Origin of the sequence: Desulfatiglans sp., assembly GCA_012513605.1 — a bacterium.
GTDB lineage: Bacteria > Desulfobacterota > DSM-4660 > Desulfatiglandales > HGW-15 > JAAZBV01.
This window is the reverse complement of the sequence record JAAZBV010000080.1, coordinates 1-24,656: the sequence shown is the minus strand read 5'-3', so window position 1 is coordinate 24,656 and position 24,656 is coordinate 1. Positions and strand designations below refer to the sequence as shown.

Here is a 24,656-nt window from a genome sequence, read left to right as displayed (position 1 = left end):
ATTTACTGAAAATAGATTGTTAAACCGGTACTAATAAAAGGATAATCATGAAAAATTACAGTTATAAAATATTACTTGTTGTTTGTTTCACCTTGTTGCTTTCAGGATGTGTCAGTAAAAAAGAAAAAATTACTGTTAATTCTACACAAAATACAGACCAAGCGGAAAAGTACTATTATGACTGTGTTAAAGACATTAAAAATAACTATAAAGGTGGGCCGATTGATATCGATTTCACAAAGTTCAGACATGGGTATTTTCAAACTCTTCAAAAAGATCTTTTAAATAAAGATAACTTCCTTGAGAAAAAACTGGGGGATGCCCTTTCAAATGAAGACTGGGAGGCTGTGATAAAAACTGCTGATAAAATATTAGATCAAAATTTTACAAGGATAAGGGCTCATACATTAAAATCATATGCATATCATATGCTTGGAAAAGAATCTGAACTGAATTCCCGCATGGCTTCAGGACTGATCAGATCAATATTATCTTCTGGTGATGGAAAAACATTTGAAACTGCTTTTCACGTCTTCAGGGTTGAAGAGGAATATGATATCTTAAAGACTCTTCAATTATTCCCATCGAAGCAGGCACTAACTGAAAACAATGGAGATATGTTTGATTACTTCGAGTGTGAAAATAGTAATGGCCAGGAGTTTAAGATTTATTTCAAGATAACTGAACATTTTAAAGCCTTGCAATCAATAGTTGAGAATAACAGCAGGAAATAAAAGTGTCCGTTGAAGTACAACCTATATGGGGGATGGAATTGAATAGAATAATAAATGCTGTCGATAAATTTAACAAAGGCTATGCGTGTTCTCAGGCGATCCTCACCGAGTATTGCGAACTGTTTGATCTTGACGAAGAGACCGCCCTGAAGATTTCTGCCGGATTTGGTGGTGGTATGCGTAATGGCAAAACCTGTGGGGCGGTTACAGGTGCATATATGGTTCTCGGTTTAAAATTAGGGGATCAAAACTGCGTAACTGCGGATGGTCGTAAAAAGGTGTATGATGCTGTGGTTGAGTTTACAAAAAGTTTTGAGCAGAGGTATGGCTCAACAGATTGTAAGGAGCTTCTTGGCTGTAATGTCGCGACTGCTGATGGTATTAAAAAAGCAAAAGAAGAAAACCTGTTTTATACACTCTGTCCTAAATATGTAAAAAGCGCAGCAGAGATACTGGAAGGTATGCTGAACAAATAATAAGGCTATGAATATTATCAGGATCGAAAAAGCAGGTTTAAAAGCATGGCCCGCATTTGAAGAGTTTGATGATAATGGCTGGATATCGCGCTTTGCTGACGGGTATACAAAAAGGGCAAACTCTATTACTGTACTGACTCCCGGAACAGATTCGCTGAAAAGCCTGATACAACAATATGAGCACCTCTACAATTCTAAAAAGCAACCGTGCATTTTCAGGTTGCTGTCTTTTAATGATAATACTGAAATAGAGAGAATTCTTGACGCAAGAGGTTACACAAAAGATGATCATTCGCTTGTATTATCTCTGGAACTGAAAAACAGGGAGTTTCAATCCCTTGAATTTGATCCTGTAACAGTTCCCGAATGGATGAAATATTTTTGTGAATTATCCGGCAAAGAAATAAAGTCACATTCTACCCACATAAAAATAATTAATAACATTAAGGCGAGACATATTCTTGCGTCACTATCTGTAGAAAATGCAATTATTTCCTGCGGGCTTGGTGTTTTATCCGATGGTTTATTCGGCCTATTCGATATCGTGACCCATCCGCAACACCGGAATAAAGGGTATGGATATAAGCTGATCAGCGGTATGTTACAATGGGCTTTTGAAAATGGGGCTTCTTCATCTTATATACAGGTAATAGCGGAAAACAAATCAGCGATTGGATTATATAAAAGGCTTGGTTATGAAACTGCTTATGAGTATCATTATAGAATCCAAAATTACCAGGTTCCCTTGGTTATCATAGAAAATCATGAATTTAAAGGCTCTTTGTAAATGACTATCGAAGAGATACATAAGGGCAAAAAGCATACTGATAGCCTGATTCGCAACACTATGAGAACATTATGCAAAACCATTTTCGTATAATATTTTATTGAGAGAATATATGGATAATAAAATACATGCTGTTACCGGTGCCTTTGGTTATTCAGGAAAATACATCGCTAAAAAACTGATTGATGAAGGGCGAAAAATATATGAGCGAATTTGTAAGAAGAAGGGACAGGAGGTCTGAATACAAAAGCAACTAATACCCTTGGTAACAGACAAAAAAAGAAATGAGGTAAGAATGAAGCGATGACTATTGAAGATAACAAAAAGCTTGTACAGCGATACATTGAGGCGGCGAACACCGGTAATGTGGATAACCTGGATCAATACATCTCACCTGATTATGTTGAAGCCCTTGACCCGGAAAGGAAAAAGATTGGGGTGGAGGGGGCCAGAGAGCATATTACAGGGGTGCGAAAGACATTTCCTGATTTGCATCTGATCATAGAAAAACAGATAGCAGAGGGAGAGTGGGTTGTATCATGCATTACAGCTCGTGCTACACATATCGGAGAATGGCTCGGCATGAAACCGACAGGAAAAAAGGTCGAGATTACTACTGTTAATGTAGACAAGGTCGTTAATGGGAAAATTGTAGAGCATGGCGGCGCTGCAAATATGTTCGAGGCCCTGTTTGGGATAGGCGCTATTAAAATTGTTACTGAGTGAACAAAGCTTTTAGATATGAGATTACTGATCAGAATAGTTATTTTTATTATGGGCATACAATCATATGTTTTCTCAGACGAATGCGTGATCCTTTTACATGGTCTTGCCAGGAGCAGCAGCTCATTTAACAGGATGGAATCGGCTTTAAAAGAAAAGGGATATTTCACTGTTAATTATAATTACCCTTCCAGAAAATACGGTATTGAAAAGCTGGCAAAAGAGTCCATAGATAATGCTCTTGTCCGATGCCCGGAAAACAGCAAGATACACTTTGTAACCCACTCCCTGGGCGGCATTCTTGTCAGGCAATACTTAAGCACCGGGAAAATAAAAAACCTGGGCAGGGTTGTTATGCTTGGACCTCCGAATAAGGGGAGTCAGGTGGTTGACAAGCTTAAAAAGGTTCCGGGATTCGTGTGGTTTAATGGCCCTGCCGTTAAAGAGCTTGGTACAGACAGTATGAGTATCCCGGCGAGTCTTGGGCCGTCAAATATTTATGTAGGGATTATCGCAGGCACGAAAAGCATCAACCCTATATTATCATCAATGCTGCCCGACCCTGATGACGGCAAGGTATCAGTGGATAATACAAAACTCGCTGGTATGACCGATCATATTACATTACCTGTGGCGCATCCTTTCTTAATGAAGAATGATGAGGTGATAAGAGAGGTAATTTGTTTTTTACAAAATGGGAAGTTCAGTCAAAAAGAGTAGAGACTCACCCATATAGAAAGAAAGAAGTCAACCTGTAAAATCAAGAGAATCCTGTCTTATCCTCTCGCTGGTGATAGAAGTTTCAGGCTTTGGCTGGGCCTATTCTACTCAGGGTAAATTGTTCCCGATCTTCCGTGAAGTTTTCAACGTGATAAATTATTCGTTCTTTTTTTGTATAAAATAATCTGGCTTTTTTCATTATAGTTCGCTACGTTACGCTGCAAAAATAGTAATTGGCTGGGATTGCAGGTTTCCGGCCAGATTCGCCTGAGCGTTATTTCTTTGCATTATGTTATGAGTGGTAAGATTGTTCATGATAACAGCCTGTGTATTACTGAATCGATATTCAATTGCACTGTAAGGTGTTCCAGTAAAGGCAAGGGAGTTATGTCATACCTTTGAATTGCATGACTGCCACAGGGCAATTCCGGTATTTGCGCCATCTTCCGATGCGAAAAGGTAAGGGTTGGAAGCAGATATAAAATTGTTTCTGACTATCCCTCCGAAATGCCCCACGTAACCAATTGCGTTCGGACACGGATTGCCAATGTATGTTCGGCTATCCCCACTTTCAGATGGTTATAACATTAACCTTGATCCATACGTAACGACCCGTTGCGCCAAGATTATATGTTCCATCTGCCATGAGGATCGTATCTCCCGGAACGGCACTGTTTACAGCGTTCCATATTCCCTCTACCATATCAACTATTATTGTGTTCCCCGAAGGAGGGGGCAGCCTGGGGCAGGCCCCGAAAGAAAGCGGCGAAACCAGTGCTGTTAACAAGGTGGCAATAACCAGCGAAGTTAAAATCACTATGGAAGATGATTTCTTATTTTCAATGTCTGTTATTATAAATCTCCGAGTATCTCAGGTAATAACTTTTATATTACAGATATATCAGGATCGTCGACTATTTTTTATCAAATGCCAGGTATTATACTTCAGGGTTAATTTATTATGGAGAAAAAGAATAAAAGGAGAAAGAATCGTGATCATCTTAAAAAGGCGGTTAAAAGTATTAACCTTTAACCGCCTTGATATTAGCGCTCCTCTTTAGGTTTTTATATCAACTGTATAGTCTCCCGTTTTTACCATGTGTAAACAGTTCACGGTGCTATTTTTTAGCTGCGAGCTCGCTCTGCATCCTGACGATATCCGTATCCTTAATCCTGTATCCGAGATAAAAAATTATCGCTGCGAGGATACTGGTTATAGCCGGGGCATAAACCATGAGGGTACTGATACCACTCGCTACCTCCGGTGTCGGCTCCGCACCACCTACATAACCGATCAATACCAATCCTGCCATTATGATACCTCTTCCTATCAGTAATCCGAATTTAATAGGCATCATCATCATGGACATGGTGAACCCCAGGATATTTTTACCGGTTTTCCACTCCCCGTATACTGATGTATCCACAAATAGGGCGCCGATCATAGCCTGGGATGCACATGCTATCATGGCTGCAATGGTAAAGATGATTGTAAAACTCCATGAGTTCACTTCAATAAAGGCCACTGAAAAATAGACAAGCCCGCTTATAACACAGGCCAGTCCGTAAGCGTGGCGTTTACCTATTTTAACTCCGATCCATGGAGCGGCAAATGCGCCCAGGAGTGTGCCGATGCCATTTCCTAAGATAAATACAGAAAGAAATGCCTCATTCCTCAATACATTATTAAAATAATAGGCTGCAAAGGATAAGATAAAGAAAAGACAGGTGTTTCTGAATGTCTCGCCAAGAATGAGAAATAAAAGAGGCGGGTTTTTAAAGACAAGCACCACCATTTCCCACACACTCTTCTTATCAGGCGCTGCTGCTTCAACAGGAGCGGCTTCCATTTCTGCTGCTTTAGTGTTAGCAGACATCTTGTACAGATATAGATATCCAAGTATCATCACGATACCGAAAATAAGTATGGTGAGGGAAAAACCATAGACAAGGCCAATGCCCGCAGTAAAAATCGGAACCATCTTTGCGCCGGTGTATGAGAACACCAGGTTTCCGGCGGACTGTCCCTGCGCCCTGCTGCTGGAAAGGATGGTTCTTTCATCTTGATCCTGTGTTATGCTCCCCATCAGGCCGCCTATTGCACCGTAACCCACGTTCCAGAAAAGATGACTTGCCAGGAAACCTATAATGATGACCGTCGCTGCAAGCGCCTCGCCGCCTACCTTTGAAAACTGAAAGATAAACAGGATAACAACCAATGGAGGGGCAATAACGAGCCATGATCTATATTTCCCTCCAAACTTAAATGAGACCCTCTGAAGGATAACACCGGCAAGGAAGGCGCAAACGATATCACCGATACCAGTGGCAACCACAATTACGCTACCGGTGAACATCGAGAACTTGGCATAATCGGTAAGAAACAGGGTGAAAAAATAAACCTCCATACAGACCAGCAGGGTGAAGCACAGATCCCCGATTCCATAGGTATAAAGCAGGGATTTCTTAAGTTTTTCAGACATAACGCCTCCTTGATGAATAGAAAAATTATTGAGTCAATTTTTTCAAATACGATATGAATATTTTAGAACAGATAATTGACAAGATTATTAAGGGTTGTCAAGATAAAGTTAAAACCGGCATCTTATTCAATGTAAAGATATTCCCTCCAAATGTATTAAGAAGTTGCCGGGACAACCCTGTGCCTGGCCCGACATATTCCCGGTATACCAGAATGAAGGCAGCTGGTTGCCCAGAGATGGTTATTTTAAAACGCCAGAAGCGGGCAGGCGCGGGGGCCTGCCCCTACAGTTATATCATCTATTATCCAGATCACATTGCATCTTTTGCTTAATCTTCAATCTTGAACCTTGAACCCTGAACCTTAAACCTTGAACCTTCGATTTCAATCCTGCCCCCTTTTTTTCTTATTTTCCTCCATGTAAAATGCCACCCTTTCATCAGTAAGGTCATAAAAGAAAAATACAAAACCTGCGACCAGGTAGCATGCTGCCGGTAATAATGCGATAAGGTTCATAAGGCTCTCAACAAATTCGGGGGTTGTCTCCATATTGGCCTCATAGCCTATAAATGCCAGAAATGCGGGTATAAGTGTAAGGGCTATTGCAATACCTATTTTTACGGGCATGGTATACATTGATACTATAAGGGCGCTTGCATTTTTCCCTGTTTTATAGAGGCCATATTCTGCAGCATCCATATACATGGCCTGCCTTACCGGCATAGGCAGATAAACTACAAGATTTGTGGCGCAGATGATTACTATATAGGCAATCGGGCTCACTGCGCCGTAAAAGCGCAGAACAATATACCCAATGACGCCTATTAAGGCGGTATATACGCATATCTCCTTTTTGCCAAATTTTTTGGTTAAGACTGGCGCTATTAATGAGCTTAAAAGGATTGCCCCGGCTGAACAAAGCGGATAGTACTTCATCCATGATTCGTCACCTGAAACATATTTGAAGTAGTATACTGCTACAGATGTAAGACCGAATATTGCTACATCTTTTAAGGTATCAGCAATCATTATAACGATCAGGGGCCTGTTGCCTATAACCTGCATTAGCATTTCATAAGCGGTCATATTATTGGATGTCTTTAACTTTTTATCAGGATTATAGGCGTCATATTCCTTTGTCTGCTTGAAAAGGAGCCAGTACCCAAGCACCTGTAATGCTGCCAGTGCAATTACTGTTAAAAAAAATCCGGTTGACTCACCATAATCCATTCTCAGGTTTTTCAGTACATCAACAATAAAAATGCTGAATATTATTTGTGAGCCATACTGATATTGCACATTTCTTGCTGAGAGTTTTGCCCTGTCATCTGTATTGCCTGACATTACAGAAATGAGGCCGAGCTGTGCATTAAAGGCAAAGTTTAGGCTCACATGGGCAATCAGGTAGGCGGCACCAAGGTATGATATTTTAATCCAGTAACTGACAGAGGGTATGTTTGTAAAGGTAATGGTAAAAAACACAAAAGTGGAAATTGGAAGAAACAGGAGCCATGACCTGAACTGGCCCCACCTGAACTGTGTTTTCTGGATCACTGCCCCACCCACAGGTACAGACACGGCATCCACTATATGTGTGATAAACATGAATATGGCCAGATGTGCAGGGTTGATAAGCGCAACATCGGTCATAAAGTAGCTGTAATAATATATGGCCACCAGCATCATCATGTTGAAGGTCATGGTGGAGATGCCATAGCTGTGGATAACAAATGAGGGGAGCCTTTTTTCAATCATTCTTTTGATCTCCAGTAAGGTTTTTGTTATATACATATTAGTGCTTTTACAGGATTACTAGACTATGCAGTTATTTTTCTCAAGACAATAATATTAAGAAGTTATAAAAACCTTCATATAGGCCTTTTTTTTATTGAATCCAGCTTATATTAACAGGGGGATTTGAATGCTGACATGCCTTTACCAGAATAATCCGCAATTTGGCGAAACGGAAAAAAACCTTGAACAGGCAATCAAGGTAATGGAGGGTATAAAGGCCGACCTGGTTGTACTTCCTGAGCTGTTTGCCACAGGCTACCAGTTCACCTCGATAAGTGAACTTGAAGGGCTTGCCGAGGAGATACCTGATGGGTCAACCAGTGATGCACTGATAAGGTATGCACGAAATAAGAACCTTTATTTAGTCTTTGGCATTGCGGAAAGAGATAATGGGAAATATTACAATTCTGCTGTGCTTGTTGGCCCTGATGGTCTTGTCGGGCTATACAGGAAGAGCCATCTATTTTATGAGGAAAAGTTATTTTTTACACCTGGTGACACAGGGTTCAATGTGTATGATATCGGTTTTGCAAGGGTGGGTATCATGATCTGCTATGACTGGTGGTTCCCGGAGGCAGCAAGGACCATTGCCTTAAAAGGTGCAGACATTATCTGCCACCCCGCAAACCTTGTCCTTACAGGGTGCCATATGGCCATGAGAACAAGGTCCCTTGAAAACGGGGTCTACTCTGTTACTGCAAACCGTATCGGCTCTGAGGCGCGGGGCGGAAAGCCTGAACTTAAGTTTACAGGCAAAAGCCAGATAGTAGACCCTAAGGGGGAGGTAATTCTTTCGCTTGAAGAGAGTAAAGGGGGTATAGCTGTTATTGATATTGATGTTGAAAGGGCAAGGGATAAATCTATAACCGCCATGAATGACAGGTTTAATGACAGGAGGCCTGAGCTATATAAAATTATCTGATCTTTCCTCTTACGCTTTTTACCACCCTGCCCGATGTCCTGTTTTTTGTAATTTTCACCTTTTCTATCCTTCCATCAGGCCGGGTTGCATAATATTCATCTGAGTTTGAAAGGAGTGGAAAATATTCCCCGTTTATCTCTTCATACAGTTCAACCCGCATGATCCCTTTTTCAGGGCTCTCTATCTCTGCAATCCCCAGGAGGCCATCTCTCTCTATAACTTTATAGGGACCATTTTCAGATTTATATCCAACCATGTTTCTTGACCAGTGGCGTATATAGATATCTGCATCAAAGGGGAATAATTTACCCCCGACAGACTCGAAAAGCTTTCCCCTGTCTACGACGATCCTTTTGCCTGAACTCAGCATGGGCCTCGTTGATGTCAGGTTATCAGGGTTGTGGGTGTAGACCATATTTTCAAAAGGTGCGTTTGCTATATCCGCATAATCTGTATGTACGATGCTGTTTTTCGGGGCAATATCATGTATGACCACAGAGCCTTTATATGCCTCCATTGCCCTTTCATATCTCTCCCTGCTCCAGGTGCGTTCAATAAAGTCGTTTATGTCGGCATATATAATGGCTGATTCCTCAAACTTATCGCGGCTTATCTTTTCAAAACACTGGGGCCGGTAGGTATCACAGAGCTCTTTCCAGAGGGTGGGCTTCCATACAGTGTCTGCGCTGTAAAGGAGGCTGCTTTTTTTTGTCATGAATTTAAATGCGACTGATGGAAGACCATGCCATACAGACGATTTAATTGCCCTTACAGTAAGCCCTGCCTCATCATCAAAAAAATCATTTCTCTCTTTTTTATAAAATGATGTGGCGCTGAAGGGGTAATAGCTTGCAGGTTCAACCCATTCGCTGGATTCTTCATCCTTAAAGAGAAGCCTTGGCCGGTTTGCCCTGTGATTGAAAAATATCTTTGCCCGGTCAGGGCCTATTTCATTTCCATCAAGGTCTTGAACGCAGTATCGGAATGTGCCGTTTTTATTGTCTTTTAGATTTATGAAATATTTTTCCCTGGGGCCAATAATACATTCTTCAACCATTACATCATACGGGATGTCTACTATCCTTTTTGAATCAATGGAAAGGGACCTTTCAAGTGCACCCTTGGAGTTTTTGCGGTACTCTTCAAGGACAGGTTCGGATGAAATAAGCCTGATCCTGCCTTTTGAATGTGGATTATAAAAATTGAAAAGTACTATATCCGTAAACCATCTTTTATGGTCTTCATGGGAATGGGTACCGAAGATACCTTTGATCCCGGCAATGCCCTTGTACCCCAGGTAGGGAAAAACAGGAGAACCGCACTCAAGCAGGTATACATGGCCGTTTATGGTTATCATGTACCCGCTGCTCTCTCCCATCATTGAGAAGGCGCTTGTATTACCCACAACATCAATAATAATATCATGGTCCACAGTGCAGTATAGCTCCCTCAGGTTCAGATAGATGGATGTCCTACTCAAAACCGCCTGAATTTTCACATTTATCAGGTAAATGTAAGGTAAATGCAAGTAAAATCTAAAAACTGACAGATAAAAGACAAAAGATGGTAGTTTGTATTATACCCCGCCCGCTTCAGAATGCCTTGAGGCACCTGACATTATAGGTTAGTACGGGGTTATGTATACCCTTGACCATTATCTCCCCTATTTTATCTGCTTCAACAATATCCTGTACGCTGCTGTATGTCCTCTGGCTGATAAGTATCTGACCTGCCTTTGCATTAGATTCCAGGCGGGAAGCGACATTTACCTGGTTTCCGATCACTGTGTAGTCAAGCTGCATCTCTGAACCGATATTTCCTACTGTCATAAACCCGGTGTTTATACCTATGCCCATGCCGAATTCATAACCGAAATACCTCCAGTCTTTTTTTAATTCCTCAGTCTTTTTCTGCATCTCTATTCCCATCATGACTGCCCTATGGGCATGATCAGCCATGGGTACAGGGTCACCCAGAAAAATCAGCAGGCCGTCGCCAATAATCTTGTTTAGTGTGCCGTCATACCGGTATACAATTTTTGTCATCTCTGTGATATAGTTCTGAAGAAGGCTGAACAACTCTTCAGGCTCAAGGTTATCGGTAAACGTGGAGAAGTTCCTGATATCAGTAAACATGACTGTCATCATCTTTCTCCTGGGTGTTGCCCAGAGGGCATCACTGTCCGATAATATCTTTTCCGCAACATTGGGTGAGAGATATCTCCTGAGGTTATTATATTTATTCAGTTCATCAATCTGCCTTTTCACCTTCTCCTCAAGTCCCTCATTTAAGACAAGCAGCTCTTTTCTCGCCTTTTCAAGCTCCTTTGTCCTCTCATCCACCTTCTGTTCAAGTGTGATGCTGTAATCCTCAAGCCTGGCCTTTGCATCCTCAAGCTCTTCATTTACCACCTTAAGTTTTTCATATGCCTTGTTTCTTGCCTTGATGTTAAGCCGAAGGTTATTAATTGTGTCCACAAGGTGAGATTCGGAATCGGATTCATACCTGTTTTTCTGTATCATTTTAATGATGCGTCTGAACCATGAAAACCTGCCATAGGTAACATCAAGGATAAAATAGGGAGAATTAAATATTTCACCATTTCTTAATATGATGCGATCATCCCCCCTGACAGTTTCAGTAATAAGTATGGCGCAGGGGTTTTTACCATTTACACGGTTTATCTCAAGATCTGTGTATTTGCCCAGAAAAACCTCCTTTTCATTGAGCCTCTCTGATAAAAGAACAACCTTTTTCCCGACCTTTTTTCGTACATTGTCTATGGGGTCAGTGACCCATAAGCTGCCATCTTCCATACTGGCTTGCAGGTTAAAGCCCTTAAACTCAGGCTCATCGTTCAGGAGAATAACCGGGTCATATGACTTCAAGGGCTGTATAATATCAGCAGCAGGCAGACTCCATACGGTCGGGATAGATGAGATGATACCTCTCCTGTATGAATCGACAATAAATTCACGGTTAACATCTATATCACTGTGATAAATAACCTTGAGTATTGTCCTCATTTTTTTCAGGGTCTTATCATAGTAGGGAGGGAGAATTACTTCGATATCCTTTGTATCATTGATATTATAATTGAAAAAGGGCACCCTCTTATAACCGTCATCAGGCCCGGCAAAAAACCTTGCCATATAATCGAACCTTCCCCATGATTTCAGCATGGCAGAAGAAGAACCGCAGTTGAAATAGAAAAAGGGCTCCTCAGAAAGATCCTTTGCCCTTCTCATTATCCTGTGAAAGTTATCATAGGTGGTCCATTCATCTTCATTCAAAAAGAATGACTCAGGGGTATCATATCTGTCTGATGGAAAGGGAAGACCATGAAACAGCATGGGATTTCCGCCCTTCTTCTTGTTTAGGTATGAGGATACAATGCTTATGTTCCTGTTACTTATGCAATCTGTTCTGCTCATTTTCCCCTCTGAATGATAAAAATGCGTAATGATTTTGCAACTATCATGCCATGTTGTAACATGCTGTTATTATGCTTATTTTCTTAATGCCTATGTAAAAACGCCCTTAATAATTTGCACATATGCACAATAAAATGTGCAAAAAAAGGTATTTTTAAAACTTTAAAAATAATATGGTTGACAGTATTACTGTTTTTATATTATCTCTTGACCCGATCGGGACGTAGCGCAGTCTGGTAGCGCACCTGAATGGGGTTCAGGGGGCCGCTGGTTCAAGTCCAGTCGTCCCGACCAGTCTCCGTTCTAAACTAAGTTAAGAAAGGAGACTGCCACGGCATAGCTGAAAGCGAAGCCGGGCTATAATCATTAGCCCATGTATTCGTTTAGAACTACGCCCTGGCAAGCCAGCCTTTTGCCAAAGCATTAGCAAAGCCACAAACTAGCATTGAAAGGGTAAATCCGCTTTTTGATTTACCCTTTTTTGTTTTCATGCCTTGGGTATAATATCTCAGCCATTTAAATGCCGAATTCCTCAGCAAACCTTTTTGATTTTTCTCTCCGCTCTTTCCTGTGCCTTGCCCTTTCAGGGGCTGTTTCATAAAGCCTCTTTTCTATGTCACTTTCAGGAATAACCGGCGACACCGGGTGTGGCCTGCCATCCGGGCCTATTGCAACAAAAGTAAGAAATGCCGTGGTACAGGTTATCTGTTTGCCTGTAAAGAGGTTCTCAGCCAGCACCTTTACAAAGACCTCCATTGAGGTGTTATTTGTCCATGTTACAAATGCCTCTGCACATAGTGCCTCCCCGCTTTTGATGGGATTTAAAAAATCCACCGAGTCTGTTGATGCCGTAACAACAGTCATGCGCGCATGTCTCATTGCTGAAAGACCTGCCACCTCGTCTATATGCGACATGGTCTTCCCGCCGAAAATTGTCCCATGATTGTTCGTATCAGGAGGCAGTATCAATGATGTCTTTGTAACAAAGGATTCCCTGGCCTTTTTCGGTTCCATATTTTTGCGCCTCTTTAAGATTAAATGTGTGTGGCAAGAATTTTTTCTGTTTTTACCTCAATCAGTTAAAAAAATATATAAAAAATTTTCTCTATTAGATAGCGCTTCATACAACAGTTTAACAGCCGCATATTATTGGCATTTCCGAATATAATGCCATTTTGTATCAGCTTTTCCAGTTTGACCGTTATCCATTCCTCTTGTATTAGTATGTGACCAACCAAAAGGGGGCTACAGTATGAAAGAGAATAATCAAAAAGAGAGTTGTATAAGCAGAAGGGCCTTTATTGCAGGTTCTGCCGTTGCCGCCATTTCAACAGCCATCCCTGTGCCATTGAGGGCAGAAAAAAGATTCCGCAGTGATACCCTTCAGGTCTGGTCATGCGGAGGGCTTGCCGAGGCATTCATACCTGCAAATAAGAGATTCAGGGAGGAAACAGGGGTGGAGATCGCCTATACGGGCGCCTTTGCCGCGGCCCTTGGTAAATCATTGCTAGGGAGCGCCACAACAGAGGTGTTTGCAGGAAGGGTTCTTGATTTATCAAAAAAATTAAGGGGCTCTGACAAGATGCTCTTTTTTAAACCACTTTGTTTTACAAGCTATGTGCTTGTCACTCCAAAGGGCAACCCTGCCAATATCACAGACATCCATGACATGATAAAACCAGGTGTAAGGGTGATACTTTCTCCTGATGCCTCTCCTCCAGGTGGGGATGCTGTTAATGTCCTTTTAAAAAAGGCAGGGATACTGGATGCAGCCATGAAAAACTGCATTATCAAAAGCAGTTGTGTGCAGCGGGCCATGCAGGAGCTTATTGAAGGCAAAGGTGATGTCTCTATAGTTGAAAGAAGGCTTACCAGGATGGCGCTTTTCAGAGACAAGGCAGAGATCATACCGATACCTGAAGAGTTTTTCCCGCCCCCGCCTCTCACATTTACCATAGGCATGATGAAGGATGCAAAAGAGCCGGAGCTTGCTGAATATTATATAGAGTTTATACGAAGCGAAGAGGGGCAGGGGTATTTTGAGGCAGCAGGATTCATACCTGCAATATCCGAAGATGGGATGAGACTCATTGAAAAGCTGGGGGTAAAAGATGTCTGATACAGGAAATACAGTATTTCAGAAAAAGATATTTACCGATACAAAGGCAAGGACAAAACCTTTACTCTGGTGGAGACGCCTCAGCCAGCTTATTTTTTTTGCAATAATGGGGCAATGGTCATTTTATGGCATATTCAGATGCCCATTTATTGTGCCCTATGTGAGCTGCCAGAACTGTCCGGTTGTAACCTGCCACGGAAGGCTCCTTACCATGTTCTGGGGCTTCTGGCTGCTTCTGCCTGTCTCTGTAATCCTTTTTGGCAGGGCATTTTGCGGATGGGCCTGCCCTGGCGGTTTTGTAAATCAGATCTTCGGAATCATATCTCCCATAAAACTGAGGATAAAGAATACCCTCACAAAGACGGCTCCATGGTTTAAATATGTTGCCCTTTTGTTAGCGCTGTATGGCTATTATGTAATGGCGCAACCAAGGGTAAATGTCCCAATACGCATCGGTGAGTTTATAAATTCCATATCCCTTACATTTGAGCATGCCAACACAATTTGGCTTGTGCGCACATTTATTGTAATCGGGTTTATTGTGGTTGGGCTTGTAATCGGTAACTTGTGGTGCAGATTTTTGTGCCCGACAGGCGGCATCCTTGATGCCTTAAAAGGGATATCGTTGTTTAAGGTCTATAAAACCAGCGCATGCAATGACTGCAACAAGTGTCTGAAGATATGTGAGATGGGAACGCGTCCGGCAGAGACCAACTGCAATAACTGCTGTGACTGCATCTCTGTCTGCCCGCAGGATGCAATAAAAACAGGAAGAGTGATAAGGTAATAAACATGCTTAATAGTACATTACCTGAAAACAGACTCCATCCCTGTTTTTTTTCAGAGGCAAAAGGGGCATATGGAAGGATACATCTGCCTGTTGCCTCTGGATGCAATATCCAGTGCTCCTACTGTAGAAGGGATTATGACTGTGTCCATGAAAACAGGCCCGGTGTTACAAAAGAGGTAATCACCCCTGAAGAGGCAGTTGCAAGGTTTGAACAGGCGCTTGATGAGATGCCATTTCTTTCGGTTGCAGGGATTGCAGGGCCGGGTGACGCATTCCACGATCCCGAAACCACCCTGAAGACATTCGAGCTCATTCGTAAAAAAAATCCTGAGATAGCGCTCTGTGTCTCTACAAACGGATTGAATATAGTAGAATATATCCAGGGGCTTAAAGAGCTTGATGTAAGATTTGTCACCATTACCATTAATACCATTGATCCTTTGATCGGGGCCATGATTTATAAATGGATTGATTACGAAAAGACCCGGCTCTACGGGAAAGACGGCGCTGAACTCCTGATAAACAATCAGCTTGAGGCCATAACGCTTTTAAAAAAGAATAATTTTACTGTAAAGATAAATTCAGTTGTGATACCCGGTGTGAATGAAGATCATATCCCCTTTCTTGCAAAAAGGGTTGGTATGATGGGCGCTGATCTTATGAACATGATCCCGCTGATTCCAGTCAAAGGCACTGACATGGAGGGCATCCCCTCTCCTGGAAAGGATATTATGCACAGGCTTAGAAAGGCGGCAGGTGCTTTTATGCCCCAGATGCATCACTGCACAAGGTGCAGATCAGACGCTGCGGGTCTGCTCGGGAGTCTGAATCCGCATATATCCTGACGCGTTCATAAATAAGCAAAATTGACAAAAGCTGTTTATATGGTTATGGTTTCTCTTAAAAAATTATGGAAAACATACAGGAAAACCAGACCAGGATCATACTGGACAGCATAGCGGACGGCGTATTTACCGTTGATTCGGATTGGCGGATAACCTCCTTTAACCGGGCTGCTGAAAATATTACAGGCATAAGCAAGAAGGATGCGCTTGGCCGCCATTGCTGGGAGGTCTTCAGGGCAAGCATATGTGAAAGCCATTGCTCCCTCAGACACACGGTGGAAACAGGAAGCCCTGTGGTTAACCAATCTATCTATATTGTGAACGCAAATGGTGACCGTGTACCCATCAGCATTTCAACCGCTCTGCTCAAAAACAACAGGGGTAAAGTGATAGGAGGCGTAGAGACATTCAGAGACCTGAGCCTTGTTGAAACCCTTAAAAAAGAACTTGATAAAAGCCACTCATTCCATGACATAATCAGTAAAGATGAGGAGATGCAGCGCCTTTTTGGTATCCTGGAGCAGCTTGCTGACAGCGATTCAACAGTATTGATTGAGGGCGAAAGCGGTACTGGAAAGGAACTCTTTGCAAAGGCCATCCATTCCATGAGCGCAAGAAAAAAGCGGCCCGTTGTTACAATCAACTGCGGCGCAATCCCGGATAACCTCTTAGAGTCAGAGCTTTTCGGATACAAGGCCGGTGCTTTTACTGATGCAAAAAAGGACAAGGCCGGACGCATTGCCCTTGCTGAAGGCGGGACCCTTTTTCTGGATGAAATAGGGGATATCTCCCCTGCCCTTCAGGTAAGGCTTTTAAGGGTTATACAGGACAAGACTTATGAACCCCTTGGGAGTACAAAGACTGAAAAGGCAAATGTCCGCTTTGTGGCTGCAACCAATAAAAATCTTGAAAATCTGGTAAAAGAGAAAAAATTCAGGGAAGACCTCTATTACAGGATAAATGTTGTAAGGCTTAAACTGCCACCATTGAGAGATAGAAAAGGAGATATCCCGCTTCTTGTTTCTCATTTTATTAAACGGTTCAATGATCTGAAAGGCAAAAACATATTGGGGCTAAAACCCGATGTAATGCCTCTCCTTATGGCCCATCAATTTTCCGGGAATATAAGGGAGCTTGAAAACATACTCGATTATGCAACGGTAGTCTGTAAAAATGGATATATCGGTATCGAGCACCTGCCCGACTACCTTGCCGGATCAACAAAGTCAGTAACGCCCCCCCCCCTTGCACGCGATATCACTGGTATTAAAGAGATGGAGCGCAATTATATATACAGCGCCCTTGAAAAAAACAGGTGGAACAGAAAAGCCACTGCCAGTGCCCTGGGCATACACCCGGCAACACTCTGGCGGAAAATAAGGCAGATGGGTATCAGCCCCACTCATCAGGATGGGAGATCAAAATTTGCGAAATAGTATTGCATTAATGCAATGATGCAATATTGCAGTATTGCAAATATGCAATATCACATAAATACCATTATCCGATTGTCATCTAATTTATTTAATCAATACAAATTGTTATAGAATCAATAAATCAAAATTCTTTATGGCATGCTAAATGCTTTATCTGTAGATGTATTAGATGCTAAACTTTAACATTTCATACAAGGAGGTAATCCAATGCCGGGACTAAACAGAAGAGGCCCTGATGGAATGGGGCCAATGACAGGTGGAGGAAGGGGTTTATGCAACCCTGCAAACAGGTCCTTTTTTGGCCGTTGTTTTTCAGCTTTTGGAGGTAGAGGCCGTGGAAGAGGTTTGGGCTCAGGCCGAAGGGGAGGTTTTGGTTATGCCGGGCCTTCATATTACGACAGCAACGAGGAAGAGGCTGCTTTAAAATCTGAGGCTGAATTGCTTAGAAATGAACTGGATGCTGTTGAAAAAAGGCTCAAAGACCTGAATAAAACAGAGTGATTTTAACAGTCAAACATTATAGTATCCCGAATTATTACTTAAAAGCATGTCGGAACAGGAAGCTTCTGTTCCGGCTTGCTTCTTGAAAATGTAAAAAATGAGAATTGCTATACCAGTATGGGACAATAAGGTTTCACCGGTTTTTGATACAGCCCTGAAGTTATTGGTGGTAAATATAAGCAATAACAGGGAGGAATCGAGATTCTTTTATCCCATTGATGAAGAGGATATTACACAGAAGTGTCACAGGATAAAAAAGCTTCAACTTGACACACTAATATGTGGTGCTGTATCACAGCCATTTCTGCAGATGCTTCTTTCATCAGGGCTTGACGTCATACAGGAGATATCAGGCCCTGCTGAGGAGGTGCTAAAGGCATATATTGAAGGGACAATGTTCCAGCCCCGCTTTTTAATGCCCGGATGCAGGAGGTGGCAGCACAGGTGCTGCGGAAAAGGCAAAATTGGCGCAGGACACAGGGGAAAGGGCTATGAAAAGAGGCATTAATGTAATTTTGCTTTAATGCCCTTAAATAATGGATTATGAATATCCGCAATTAAAAGAAACGATTATAAAATTGTTTTAACAGACTTACTTAATATGGGGGTGTTTAAAAAAGAAATGTCAAATAATCAACAGAACCAGGGGCTTAAAAGCTTGGATGCCCAGTCTCAGCAGGAGATGGAGATAGGCAAACGCCTTAGAAAAATTAAGAACAAGATACTTGTGATGAGCGGTAAGGGTGGTGTGGGTAAAAGCAGTGTAGCTGCCTATCTTTCCATCAGCCTGACAAAAAAGGGCTACAGGGTAGGGCTTATGGATGTGGACCTTCATGGCCCCAGCATACCGAGAATGCTTGGAATAAATGCAAACATAGCCGTATCGCCTGTAACAGGAAAGGCAATGCCTATTGAACCCATGCCCAATTTGCAGGTTATTTCCATTGAATCTATTATGGGTTCTGACAAGGATGCTGCAACCATCTGGCGCGGGCCTATCAAAATAGGTGTTATCAGGCAGTTTATATCTGATATGGACTGGGCGGAACTTGATTATCTTGTTATAGACTCTCCTCCGGGCACAGGTGATGAGCCCCTTACAATAGCCCAGACAATAAAGGATGCAAAGGCGCTTGTAGTAACAACACCACAGGAGATTTCACTTGCAGATGTGAGGAAATCAATTAACTTCTGCAGACAGGTGAATATGGAAATGCTTGGCATTGTTGAGAACATGAATGGCCTGAAATGCCCCCATTGTGGCGAAGTAATCAATCTCTTCAAATCAGACGGCGGAAAGCATATGGCTGAAAAGGCAGGGGTTAATCTTCTTGTAAGCCTCCCCATTGAACCTGAGGTTGTAAAACTTGCTGATACAGGCAGGCTTTCAGATCTTTATGATAAGGGCATTATTTTCAGCGATGAATTCAATAAAATGGTTGACCATATCATCAGCCGTATGGAAAAGGTCTAAAATATTCAAGTTTAAAATTTTCAGGTGAAATTAATGGCGGATGATTCATTAAAAATTGTAAAAGAGTTTGATGACCCTATATATGCTGAATTGTTAAAGATCTATAGCCATGAGGCTATAGAGAGATGGATAGATCCTGATAATTTCGGGCCGATTGAAGATGCCGATGCCCATGCCTCGGTTAATGGCAGGTGCGGAGACAGGATGGAGATATATCTTAAATTTGATAATGAGAAGGTTATAAAATCCAACTATATGACTGACGGGTGTGCATCAAGTAATATATGCGGTTCGTTTGCGGCTGCAATGGCCCTTGGCAAAGGGCCTGATGAGATTATTGAGATAACTGGAGAGGCTGTTATGGAAAGGGCAGGAGGCTTACCGGAAGAGGACAGGCACTGCGCATTTCTGGCTGCTGAGACCCTTCAGGCAGCGCTGGATGCATACATGAAAAAACAGAGACAGGTAAAAGGATAATATTGTGATAATCAGTATTGCTAGCGGAAAGGGCGGTACAGGCAAGACAACAGTTGCAACCAACCTGGCCATATCCCTTTCTCAAATGGACGTAACGCTTCTGGACTGTGATGTTGAAGAGCCCAATGCTCATCTCTTTTTAATGCCTCAAATGGAATCAAAAGAGAGTGTCACAACACCAGTGCCGCAGATAGATGAGGGAAAATGCACCCTGTGCGGAAAGTGCAGTGAGATATGCCAGTTCAAGGCTATTGTGCGCATAGCAGATACCATGCTTACATTTACTGACCTGTGCCACAGTTGCGGCGGATGCATGAAGGTATGTCCTTCCGGGGCCATTTCCGAAACAGGGAGAGAGCTTGGCGTCATTGAAAAGGGTTTTAAAAACGGGATAAAGTTTATACATGGCAGGTTAAGGGTCGGAGAGGCCATGTCACCTCCCCTGATAAAACAGGTCAGGAAGATGGCTGGGAACAGCGGTCTCACAATAATTGATGCCCCTCCAGGCACATCCTGCCCAGTTATATCTGCAATGAAGGATACCGATTTTGTAATCCTTGTAACAGAGCCCACACCATTCGGGCTTAATGACCTGAAACTCGCTGTGGGCGCAGTGAAAATACTGGGCATCCCCTGCGGTCTGATAATCAACAGGTCGGACATGGGCGATGACAGGGTGCAAGGGTTTGCCGCAGATGAAGGGATACCAATACTTATGGAGATCCCGTTTGACCGAAAGATAGCTGAATCATATTCAAAGGGTGAACTTATTGTGGAGAGCATCCCTGAGTATAAAAAGAAATTCATCGACCTGTACGATAATATTTTGAAAATTGTTGCTGCGGGGGGAACCAATTGATGAAAGAGCTTGTTATAATAAGCGGCAAGGGCGGAACAGGAAAGACAAGCATGGTCTCGGCCATTGCATCCCTTGCAGAAAATAAGGTCCTTTGTGACGCTGACGTTGATGCTGCTGACATGCACCTTATCATGGCACCCGAGGTAAAAAAATCCGAGTCCTTTAAGGCAGGATGTGAGGCTAAAATAGATAAGGCAAAATGTATTGAGTGCGGTCTTTGCAGGGAGCTTTGCAGATATGATGCCATAAGTTCTGATTTTATAATAGACCCTGTTGATTGCGAAGGGTGTGGGGTCTGCCATTATTTTTGCCCTGAAAAGGCCATTACCTTTGAGCAGAAGACTTGCGGTGAATGGTTTATATCTGATACGAGACACGGGCCTATGGTGCACGCGAGACTCGGGATTGCGGAGGAAAACTCCGGTAAACTTGTAACCCTTGTACGCAAGGAGTCAAAAAGAATAGCAGAGGAGAGGGGTTTAGACCTTATCATAACGGACGGCGCACCTGGCGTCGGCTGCCCGGTAATTGCATCCATTGGCGGTGCAAGCGCAGTGCTTATTGTTACAGAGCCGACTGTATCGGGTGTACATGATATGAAAAGGGTTGCGGAACTCGCCTCATTTTTCAGGATACCGGCAATGGTGTGTGTAAACAAATATGACCTGAACAAAGAAAAAACAGAGGAGATAAAGGTCTTTGCCGAGGCCCATGATATTAATTACGTGGGGCAAATACCATTTGACCCTGTTTTTACCAGGGCTATGGTGGATGCAAAAAATATTTTTGAATATGCGCCTGATTCGGATGTATGCTCTGAGGTAACAAAGATCTGGAAAAGGGTGAGTGAAAGGCTTGATAGCTGAACAGATTATTTTAATATATAAAATATAATTTAGGAGGATTTGGATTATGAAAAATGGAAGAATAGCAGTTCCATCTATGGACAAAGGCGGTCTTGACGGACAGAGGGCAGGACATTTCGGTCACTGCGACGTGTTCACACTTGTAGATGTAAAGGATGGAGAGATCGCACAGGTAACAACAATAAATAACAGGGCACATGTCCAGGGCGGGTGTATGGTTCCTGTAAACCTGCTTGCAGAACATAATGTGAATGCCCTTGTGGTAGGCGGAATTGGGATGAGGCCCCTTATGGGTTTCAGACAGGTAGGAATCAATGTATATCATGATGCTACAAGACCGGAGATAAGGCCTGTTGTTGAGGATTTGATTGCCGGGAACCTTCCGGAAATAAGTGATGATCAGGTCTGTGGCGGCGGCGGAGGTGCACAATAAAATGAAGATAGCAATTACATCTCAGGGAAAAGATTTGGATTCACAGGTTGACCCCCGCTTCGGCAGGGCAGCATACATTATTGTTGTTGACTCCGATAACCTGGAATTTCAGGTTATTGACAATGACGCAAATGTAAACGCAATGAAAGGCGCTGGCATTCAGGCTGCAAGCAATGTGGTTAACAGCGGGGCGCAGGTGCTTTTGACAGGCCATTGCGGCCCCAATGCATTCAAGGCCCTGCAGGCAGGCAAGGTTAAAGTAGCCAATGATGCAACAGGGGCAGTAAAAGAAGCAGTAAAGGCCTACCTGGATGGGAAGCTGCCCCATGCTGAGAACGCTGATGTAGAGGGACACTGGTGATAAACGGTTTGAGGTTTTAGGTATACGGTCTGAGGTTACTTTATAAATCTGTATTTACAGCAACTGTGATATGGAGATCGTTATGTTGAGATTAATGCTGGTTAGTAAAAATGCAGACTCTTTTTCTAATTTTATCGCTGTATTAAAAGAAAATGGCAGCAATGAAGTACTTTATTCAGGTTCGGGTGAAGAGGCCCTTCGGATAATCAAACAAAAGCCTTTTGATCTTGTAATCATGGATGAAGATGTTGCTGACATGTCAGGGCTTGAGCTTGCCAGGAAACTCATTACTGTGAGCCCACTTACCAACTGCGTGGCTGTTAGCAGCCTCTCAGAAGAGGATTTTCATGAGGCAAGCGAGGGGTTAGGGCTCATGACTCATCTGCCATTGAATCCTGGCAGGGCGGAAGCCGAAAGACTGCTCAAAAATCTGAGGCAGATCAAGGGTCTTGAATCAGGGCAAGGCTAATATCAAAGGGAGATAAAGATGCCAATCTATGATTATTTATGTAATGAGTGCGGCAGTGAGATGGAAATACTGATGACAAGGTCTGACGATTCTCCCGTCTGCACCAGGTGCGGGAGTTACAAATTGACAAAAAGGGTCTCTGTGCCGTCATCCTTTTCAGGCAATGTATCATCAGGGTTTCCAGGCGTCGGTGACACAAGTTGCTGTGGTTCAAACCCGTCACAGGCCGGTTGTGCCGGACCTGGAAGCTGTTGCGGAAAGAGGTTTTCATGATACTTAAAGATATACTGGCATCACTTAATCATGATGCAGAAATAAAAGATATAAGGATAGGCATTTTTCATACGGCTGTTCTCACACGCCATTGCGGGCTCGCAGCCTCCCTTCCAAGGGATGCCCTTAAACAGACCCCTCCACTGGTCGCATCTCCTGGCTTTCTTATGGATAGAACCGCACGTGAACTGACAGATATGGTCTTTTCAGAAAGCGTACTGGAGGCGGCTATTGGCATGGCAGGCATAAATTCACTTATTGATATTGATGAGTCTCGCTGCTCTGAATTAAATGCCAGCGAGATTATCGCTGAAAAGGGCAGGGGCAAAAATGTCGCTATTATAGGCCATTTTCCATTTATCCCGAAAATAAGGGAGATTGTGCAAAACCTTTGGGTAATAGAAAAGAATCCACAGCCAGGCGATTACCCTGAGGAAAAGGCAAAAGAGCTTATTCCTGAAGCCGATGTGCTTGCGATTACAGGCACAGCAATAACAAACCACACTATTGAAGATCTTTTAAGATTAAAAAACAAAGATACATATACTGTAGTCTTGGGTGACTCGGCTATCCTTTCACCTGTGCTTTTTGATTATGGTGTGGATGCGATCGCGGGGACAAAGGTGCTTGACCCTGATCTTGTCTTGAGATGCATCAGCCAGGGGGCAAACTTCAGGCAGATAAAGGGAACCAGAAAACTTATCATGTTAAAGGGTTAAAAATATGGCGGATATATATGACGAAATGAGGGCACGCGCCCTCAAGATAATTGACAAAAACCTTCTTGAGAAAAATATCACTGTAAAGGCCCGTGCATTAACCACTGAAGAGGCTATCGGCAACCCTGAAGCGGACGATTTTCCGCTTATGAAGGGTAAAGAGAGGCTGATGCAGGCAGAGATCGATGGATCATGCGGACAGGCATTTACTGACCAGTATGGCAATTTTGAAGGTAAACTCAAGGATATACTGATGTCAGACCTGACAAACAATTTCCGCTTTGCCATATTTATTGCCTCTATAAATGCGGCATTGAGGCACATGGGGCTGATAAAGGGCACCATCCATTGCAGGGATAAGGAGCCTGAAGAGTGCGCAGGAGAGCTTGTAAAAAAGATAAAAGAGACATATGGCACCCCAAGGATATTACAAATAGGGTTCCAGCCCCGCTTTGTAGAAGAGCTGTCACGCATCACGGAGCTTCGTGTAATTGACCTTGATAAGGATAATATCGGCACAAAAAAATTCAATACAATTATTGAAGGCCCTGAAAAGACAGATGAGGCAATCGAGTGGGCGGATCTCCTGTTTGTTACAGGGACAACCATTGCAAACGGGACAATCGGGAAGTTCCTGAATAAAAAGCCTGTTTTATTTTACGGGACCACGATTGCAGGGGCAGCTTATCTTATGGGGTGGGACAGGTTCTGCGCAAGGGGGAGATAGATGATTACTATAAAATCTCCAGCTCCTCTTCCCTGAGCTCCTTTATTTCATCCCTTATCCGGGCTGCCTCTTCAAACTCAAGATTAGCGGCAGCCTCCTTCATCTTCTTTTCAAGCTCCTTAATTGTCTTTTTGATCTCATCCGGGCTGAAATATTTCTGTGCCTTTTCAGCCGCTGCCGGTACTGTCACATAGTCTGCCTCATAGATTGAACCCAGCACATTATCAATATCCTT

Annotated in this window: 29 protein-coding genes and 1 tRNA gene; 23 read left to right on the top strand and 7 right to left on the bottom strand. The window is 42.8% G+C overall.

Annotation, left to right across the window (positions count from 1 at the left end; all coding sequences use genetic code 11):
- The first annotated feature begins 47 nt into the window (after positions 1–47).
- The 5 genes from GX654_10230 to GX654_10210 all read left to right on the top strand — a co-directional run bounded on the left by GX654_10230 (position 48) and on the right by GX654_10210 (position 3,440).
- On the top strand, positions 48–734 hold the full coding sequence (locus tag GX654_10230) for a DUF4919 domain-containing protein (protein NLD37234.1): 687 nt from the start codon (positions 48–50) through the stop codon (positions 732–734).
- A gap of 38 nt (positions 735–772) precedes the next feature.
- A complete protein-coding gene (locus tag GX654_10225; protein ID NLD37233.1) occupies positions 773–1,210 on the top strand; it encodes a C_GCAxxG_C_C family protein in 438 nt (145 codons plus the stop codon).
- Positions 1,211–1,217: 7 nt separating this feature from the next.
- Positions 1,218–1,997, top strand: coding sequence for a GNAT family N-acetyltransferase (locus GX654_10220; protein ID NLD37232.1), 780 nt, complete (start codon positions 1,218–1,220; stop codon positions 1,995–1,997).
- A 303-nt stretch (positions 1,998–2,300) separates the two neighbouring features.
- Entirely contained in the window at positions 2,301–2,723 is a 423-nt protein-coding gene (locus GX654_10215; GenBank protein NLD37231.1) for an ester cyclase, read from the top strand.
- A 15-nt stretch (positions 2,724–2,738) separates the two neighbouring features.
- The gene (locus GX654_10210) at positions 2,739–3,440 is read left to right on the top strand and encodes an alpha/beta hydrolase (GenBank protein ID NLD37230.1); all 702 of its coding nucleotides are present in this window, start codon (positions 2,739–2,741) and stop codon (positions 3,438–3,440) included.
- Positions 3,441–4,011: 571 nt separating this feature from the next.
- Here GX654_10210 and GX654_10205 read toward each other — a convergent pair.
- From GX654_10205 to GX654_10195, 3 genes are all read right to left on the bottom strand, one after another.
- Positions 4,012–4,257 (bottom strand): hypothetical protein, encoded by a 246-nt coding sequence (locus GX654_10205; GenBank protein ID NLD37229.1) that lies wholly within the window; start codon positions 4,255–4,257, stop codon positions 4,012–4,014.
- A gap of 301 nt (positions 4,258–4,558) precedes the next feature.
- A complete protein-coding gene (locus tag GX654_10200) occupies positions 4,559–5,923 on the bottom strand; it encodes a hypothetical protein (protein NLD37228.1) in 1,365 nt (454 codons plus the stop codon).
- A gap of 383 nt (positions 5,924–6,306) precedes the next feature.
- Positions 6,307–7,677, bottom strand: coding sequence for an MFS transporter (locus GX654_10195; protein ID NLD37227.1), 1,371 nt, complete (start codon positions 7,675–7,677; stop codon positions 6,307–6,309).
- Between the two features lie 166 nt (positions 7,678–7,843).
- Between GX654_10195 and GX654_10190 the strand changes: the two genes are divergently transcribed.
- Positions 7,844–8,638: an acyltransferase gene (locus tag GX654_10190; GenBank protein NLD37226.1), complete on the top strand. Its 795-nt coding sequence runs from the start codon at positions 7,844–7,846 to the stop codon at positions 8,636–8,638.
- On the opposite strand, the gene GX654_10185 is transcribed toward GX654_10190, so the two are convergent.
- Both GX654_10185 and GX654_10180 read right to left on the bottom strand, forming a co-directional pair.
- Positions 8,631–10,118: a hypothetical protein gene (locus tag GX654_10185; protein ID NLD37225.1), complete on the bottom strand. Its 1,488-nt coding sequence runs from the start codon at positions 10,116–10,118 to the stop codon at positions 8,631–8,633. The genes GX654_10190 and GX654_10185 overlap by 8 nt on opposite strands.
- Before the next feature lie 112 nt (positions 10,119–10,230).
- Positions 10,231–12,072, bottom strand: coding sequence for a hypothetical protein (locus GX654_10180; protein NLD37224.1), 1,842 nt, complete (start codon positions 12,070–12,072; stop codon positions 10,231–10,233).
- Between the two features lie 217 nt (positions 12,073–12,289).
- Between GX654_10180 and GX654_10175 the strand changes: the two genes are divergently transcribed.
- Positions 12,290–12,366, top strand: a tRNA-Pro gene (locus tag GX654_10175).
- 222 nt (positions 12,367–12,588) lie between these two features.
- On the opposite strand, the gene GX654_10170 is transcribed toward GX654_10175, so the two are convergent.
- Positions 12,589–13,086 (bottom strand): acyl-CoA thioesterase, encoded by a 498-nt coding sequence (locus tag GX654_10170; protein ID NLD37223.1) that lies wholly within the window; start codon positions 13,084–13,086, stop codon positions 12,589–12,591.
- 238 nt (positions 13,087–13,324) lie between these two features.
- Here GX654_10170 and GX654_10165 point away from each other — a divergent pair, with 238 nt between their 5' ends.
- From GX654_10165 to GX654_10090, 16 genes are all read left to right on the top strand, one after another.
- Positions 13,325–14,191: an ABC transporter substrate-binding protein gene (locus tag GX654_10165; protein ID NLD37222.1), complete on the top strand. Its 867-nt coding sequence runs from the start codon at positions 13,325–13,327 to the stop codon at positions 14,189–14,191.
- Positions 14,184–14,978: a 4Fe-4S binding protein gene (locus tag GX654_10160; protein ID NLD37221.1), complete on the top strand. Its 795-nt coding sequence runs from the start codon at positions 14,184–14,186 to the stop codon at positions 14,976–14,978. Before GX654_10165 ends, GX654_10160 begins: the two co-directional genes overlap by 8 nt.
- 5 nt (positions 14,979–14,983) lie before the next feature.
- Positions 14,984–15,826 carry a radical SAM protein gene (locus tag GX654_10155; GenBank protein ID NLD37220.1) on the top strand — a complete coding sequence of 281 codons (843 nt, stop codon included), beginning with the start codon at positions 14,984–14,986 and terminating at the stop codon, positions 15,824–15,826.
- 65 nt (positions 15,827–15,891) lie between these two features.
- Positions 15,892–17,262, top strand: coding sequence for a sigma 54-interacting transcriptional regulator (locus tag GX654_10150; protein NLD37219.1), 1,371 nt, complete (start codon positions 15,892–15,894; stop codon positions 17,260–17,262).
- Positions 17,263–17,469: 207 nt separating this feature from the next.
- The gene (locus GX654_10145; protein ID NLD37218.1) at positions 17,470–17,763 is read left to right on the top strand and encodes a DUF5320 domain-containing protein; all 294 of its coding nucleotides are present in this window, start codon (positions 17,470–17,472) and stop codon (positions 17,761–17,763) included.
- Between the two features lie 97 nt (positions 17,764–17,860).
- On the top strand, positions 17,861–18,271 hold the full coding sequence (locus tag GX654_10140) for a hypothetical protein (protein NLD37217.1): 411 nt from the start codon (positions 17,861–17,863) through the stop codon (positions 18,269–18,271).
- 114 nt (positions 18,272–18,385) lie between these two features.
- Positions 18,386–19,237 (top strand): Mrp/NBP35 family ATP-binding protein, encoded by an 852-nt coding sequence (locus tag GX654_10135; protein ID NLD37216.1) that lies wholly within the window; start codon positions 18,386–18,388, stop codon positions 19,235–19,237.
- 33 nt (positions 19,238–19,270) lie between these two features.
- A complete protein-coding gene (locus tag GX654_10130) occupies positions 19,271–19,714 on the top strand; it encodes an iron-sulfur cluster assembly scaffold protein (GenBank protein NLD37215.1) in 444 nt (147 codons plus the stop codon).
- Positions 19,715–19,718: 4 nt separating this feature from the next.
- Positions 19,719–20,573 (top strand): P-loop NTPase, encoded by an 855-nt coding sequence (locus GX654_10125; protein NLD37214.1) that lies wholly within the window; start codon positions 19,719–19,721, stop codon positions 20,571–20,573.
- Entirely contained in the window at positions 20,573–21,439 is an 867-nt protein-coding gene (locus tag GX654_10120) for a 4Fe-4S binding protein (GenBank protein NLD37213.1), read from the top strand. The genes GX654_10125 and GX654_10120 overlap by 1 nt, the downstream gene beginning before the upstream one ends.
- Before the next feature lie 46 nt (positions 21,440–21,485).
- Complete coding sequence (locus GX654_10115; protein NLD37212.1) at positions 21,486–21,872, top strand: dinitrogenase iron-molybdenum cofactor biosynthesis protein; 387 nt, start codon at positions 21,486–21,488, stop codon at positions 21,870–21,872.
- A 1-nt stretch (position 21,873) separates the two neighbouring features.
- Positions 21,874–22,233: a dinitrogenase iron-molybdenum cofactor biosynthesis protein gene (locus tag GX654_10110; protein ID NLD37211.1), complete on the top strand. Its 360-nt coding sequence runs from the start codon at positions 21,874–21,876 to the stop codon at positions 22,231–22,233.
- Positions 22,234–22,315: 82 nt separating this feature from the next.
- On the top strand, positions 22,316–22,702 hold the full coding sequence (locus GX654_10105) for a response regulator (protein ID NLD37210.1): 387 nt from the start codon (positions 22,316–22,318) through the stop codon (positions 22,700–22,702).
- An 18-nt stretch (positions 22,703–22,720) separates the two neighbouring features.
- Positions 22,721–22,975: a zinc ribbon domain-containing protein gene (locus GX654_10100; GenBank protein ID NLD37209.1), complete on the top strand. Its 255-nt coding sequence runs from the start codon at positions 22,721–22,723 to the stop codon at positions 22,973–22,975.
- Complete coding sequence (locus tag GX654_10095; GenBank protein NLD37208.1) at positions 22,972–23,694, top strand: DUF364 domain-containing protein; 723 nt, start codon at positions 22,972–22,974, stop codon at positions 23,692–23,694. Before GX654_10100 ends, GX654_10095 begins: the two co-directional genes overlap by 4 nt.
- 4 nt (positions 23,695–23,698) lie before the next feature.
- On the top strand, positions 23,699–24,421 hold the full coding sequence (locus GX654_10090) for a hypothetical protein (protein ID NLD37207.1): 723 nt from the start codon (positions 23,699–23,701) through the stop codon (positions 24,419–24,421).
- A gap of 7 nt (positions 24,422–24,428) precedes the next feature.
- Here the strand turns inward: GX654_10090 and GX654_10085 are convergent.
- A partial coding sequence (locus GX654_10085) for an excinuclease ABC subunit B (protein ID NLD37206.1) occupies positions 24,429–24,656 on the bottom strand: 228 nt, incomplete at its 5' end.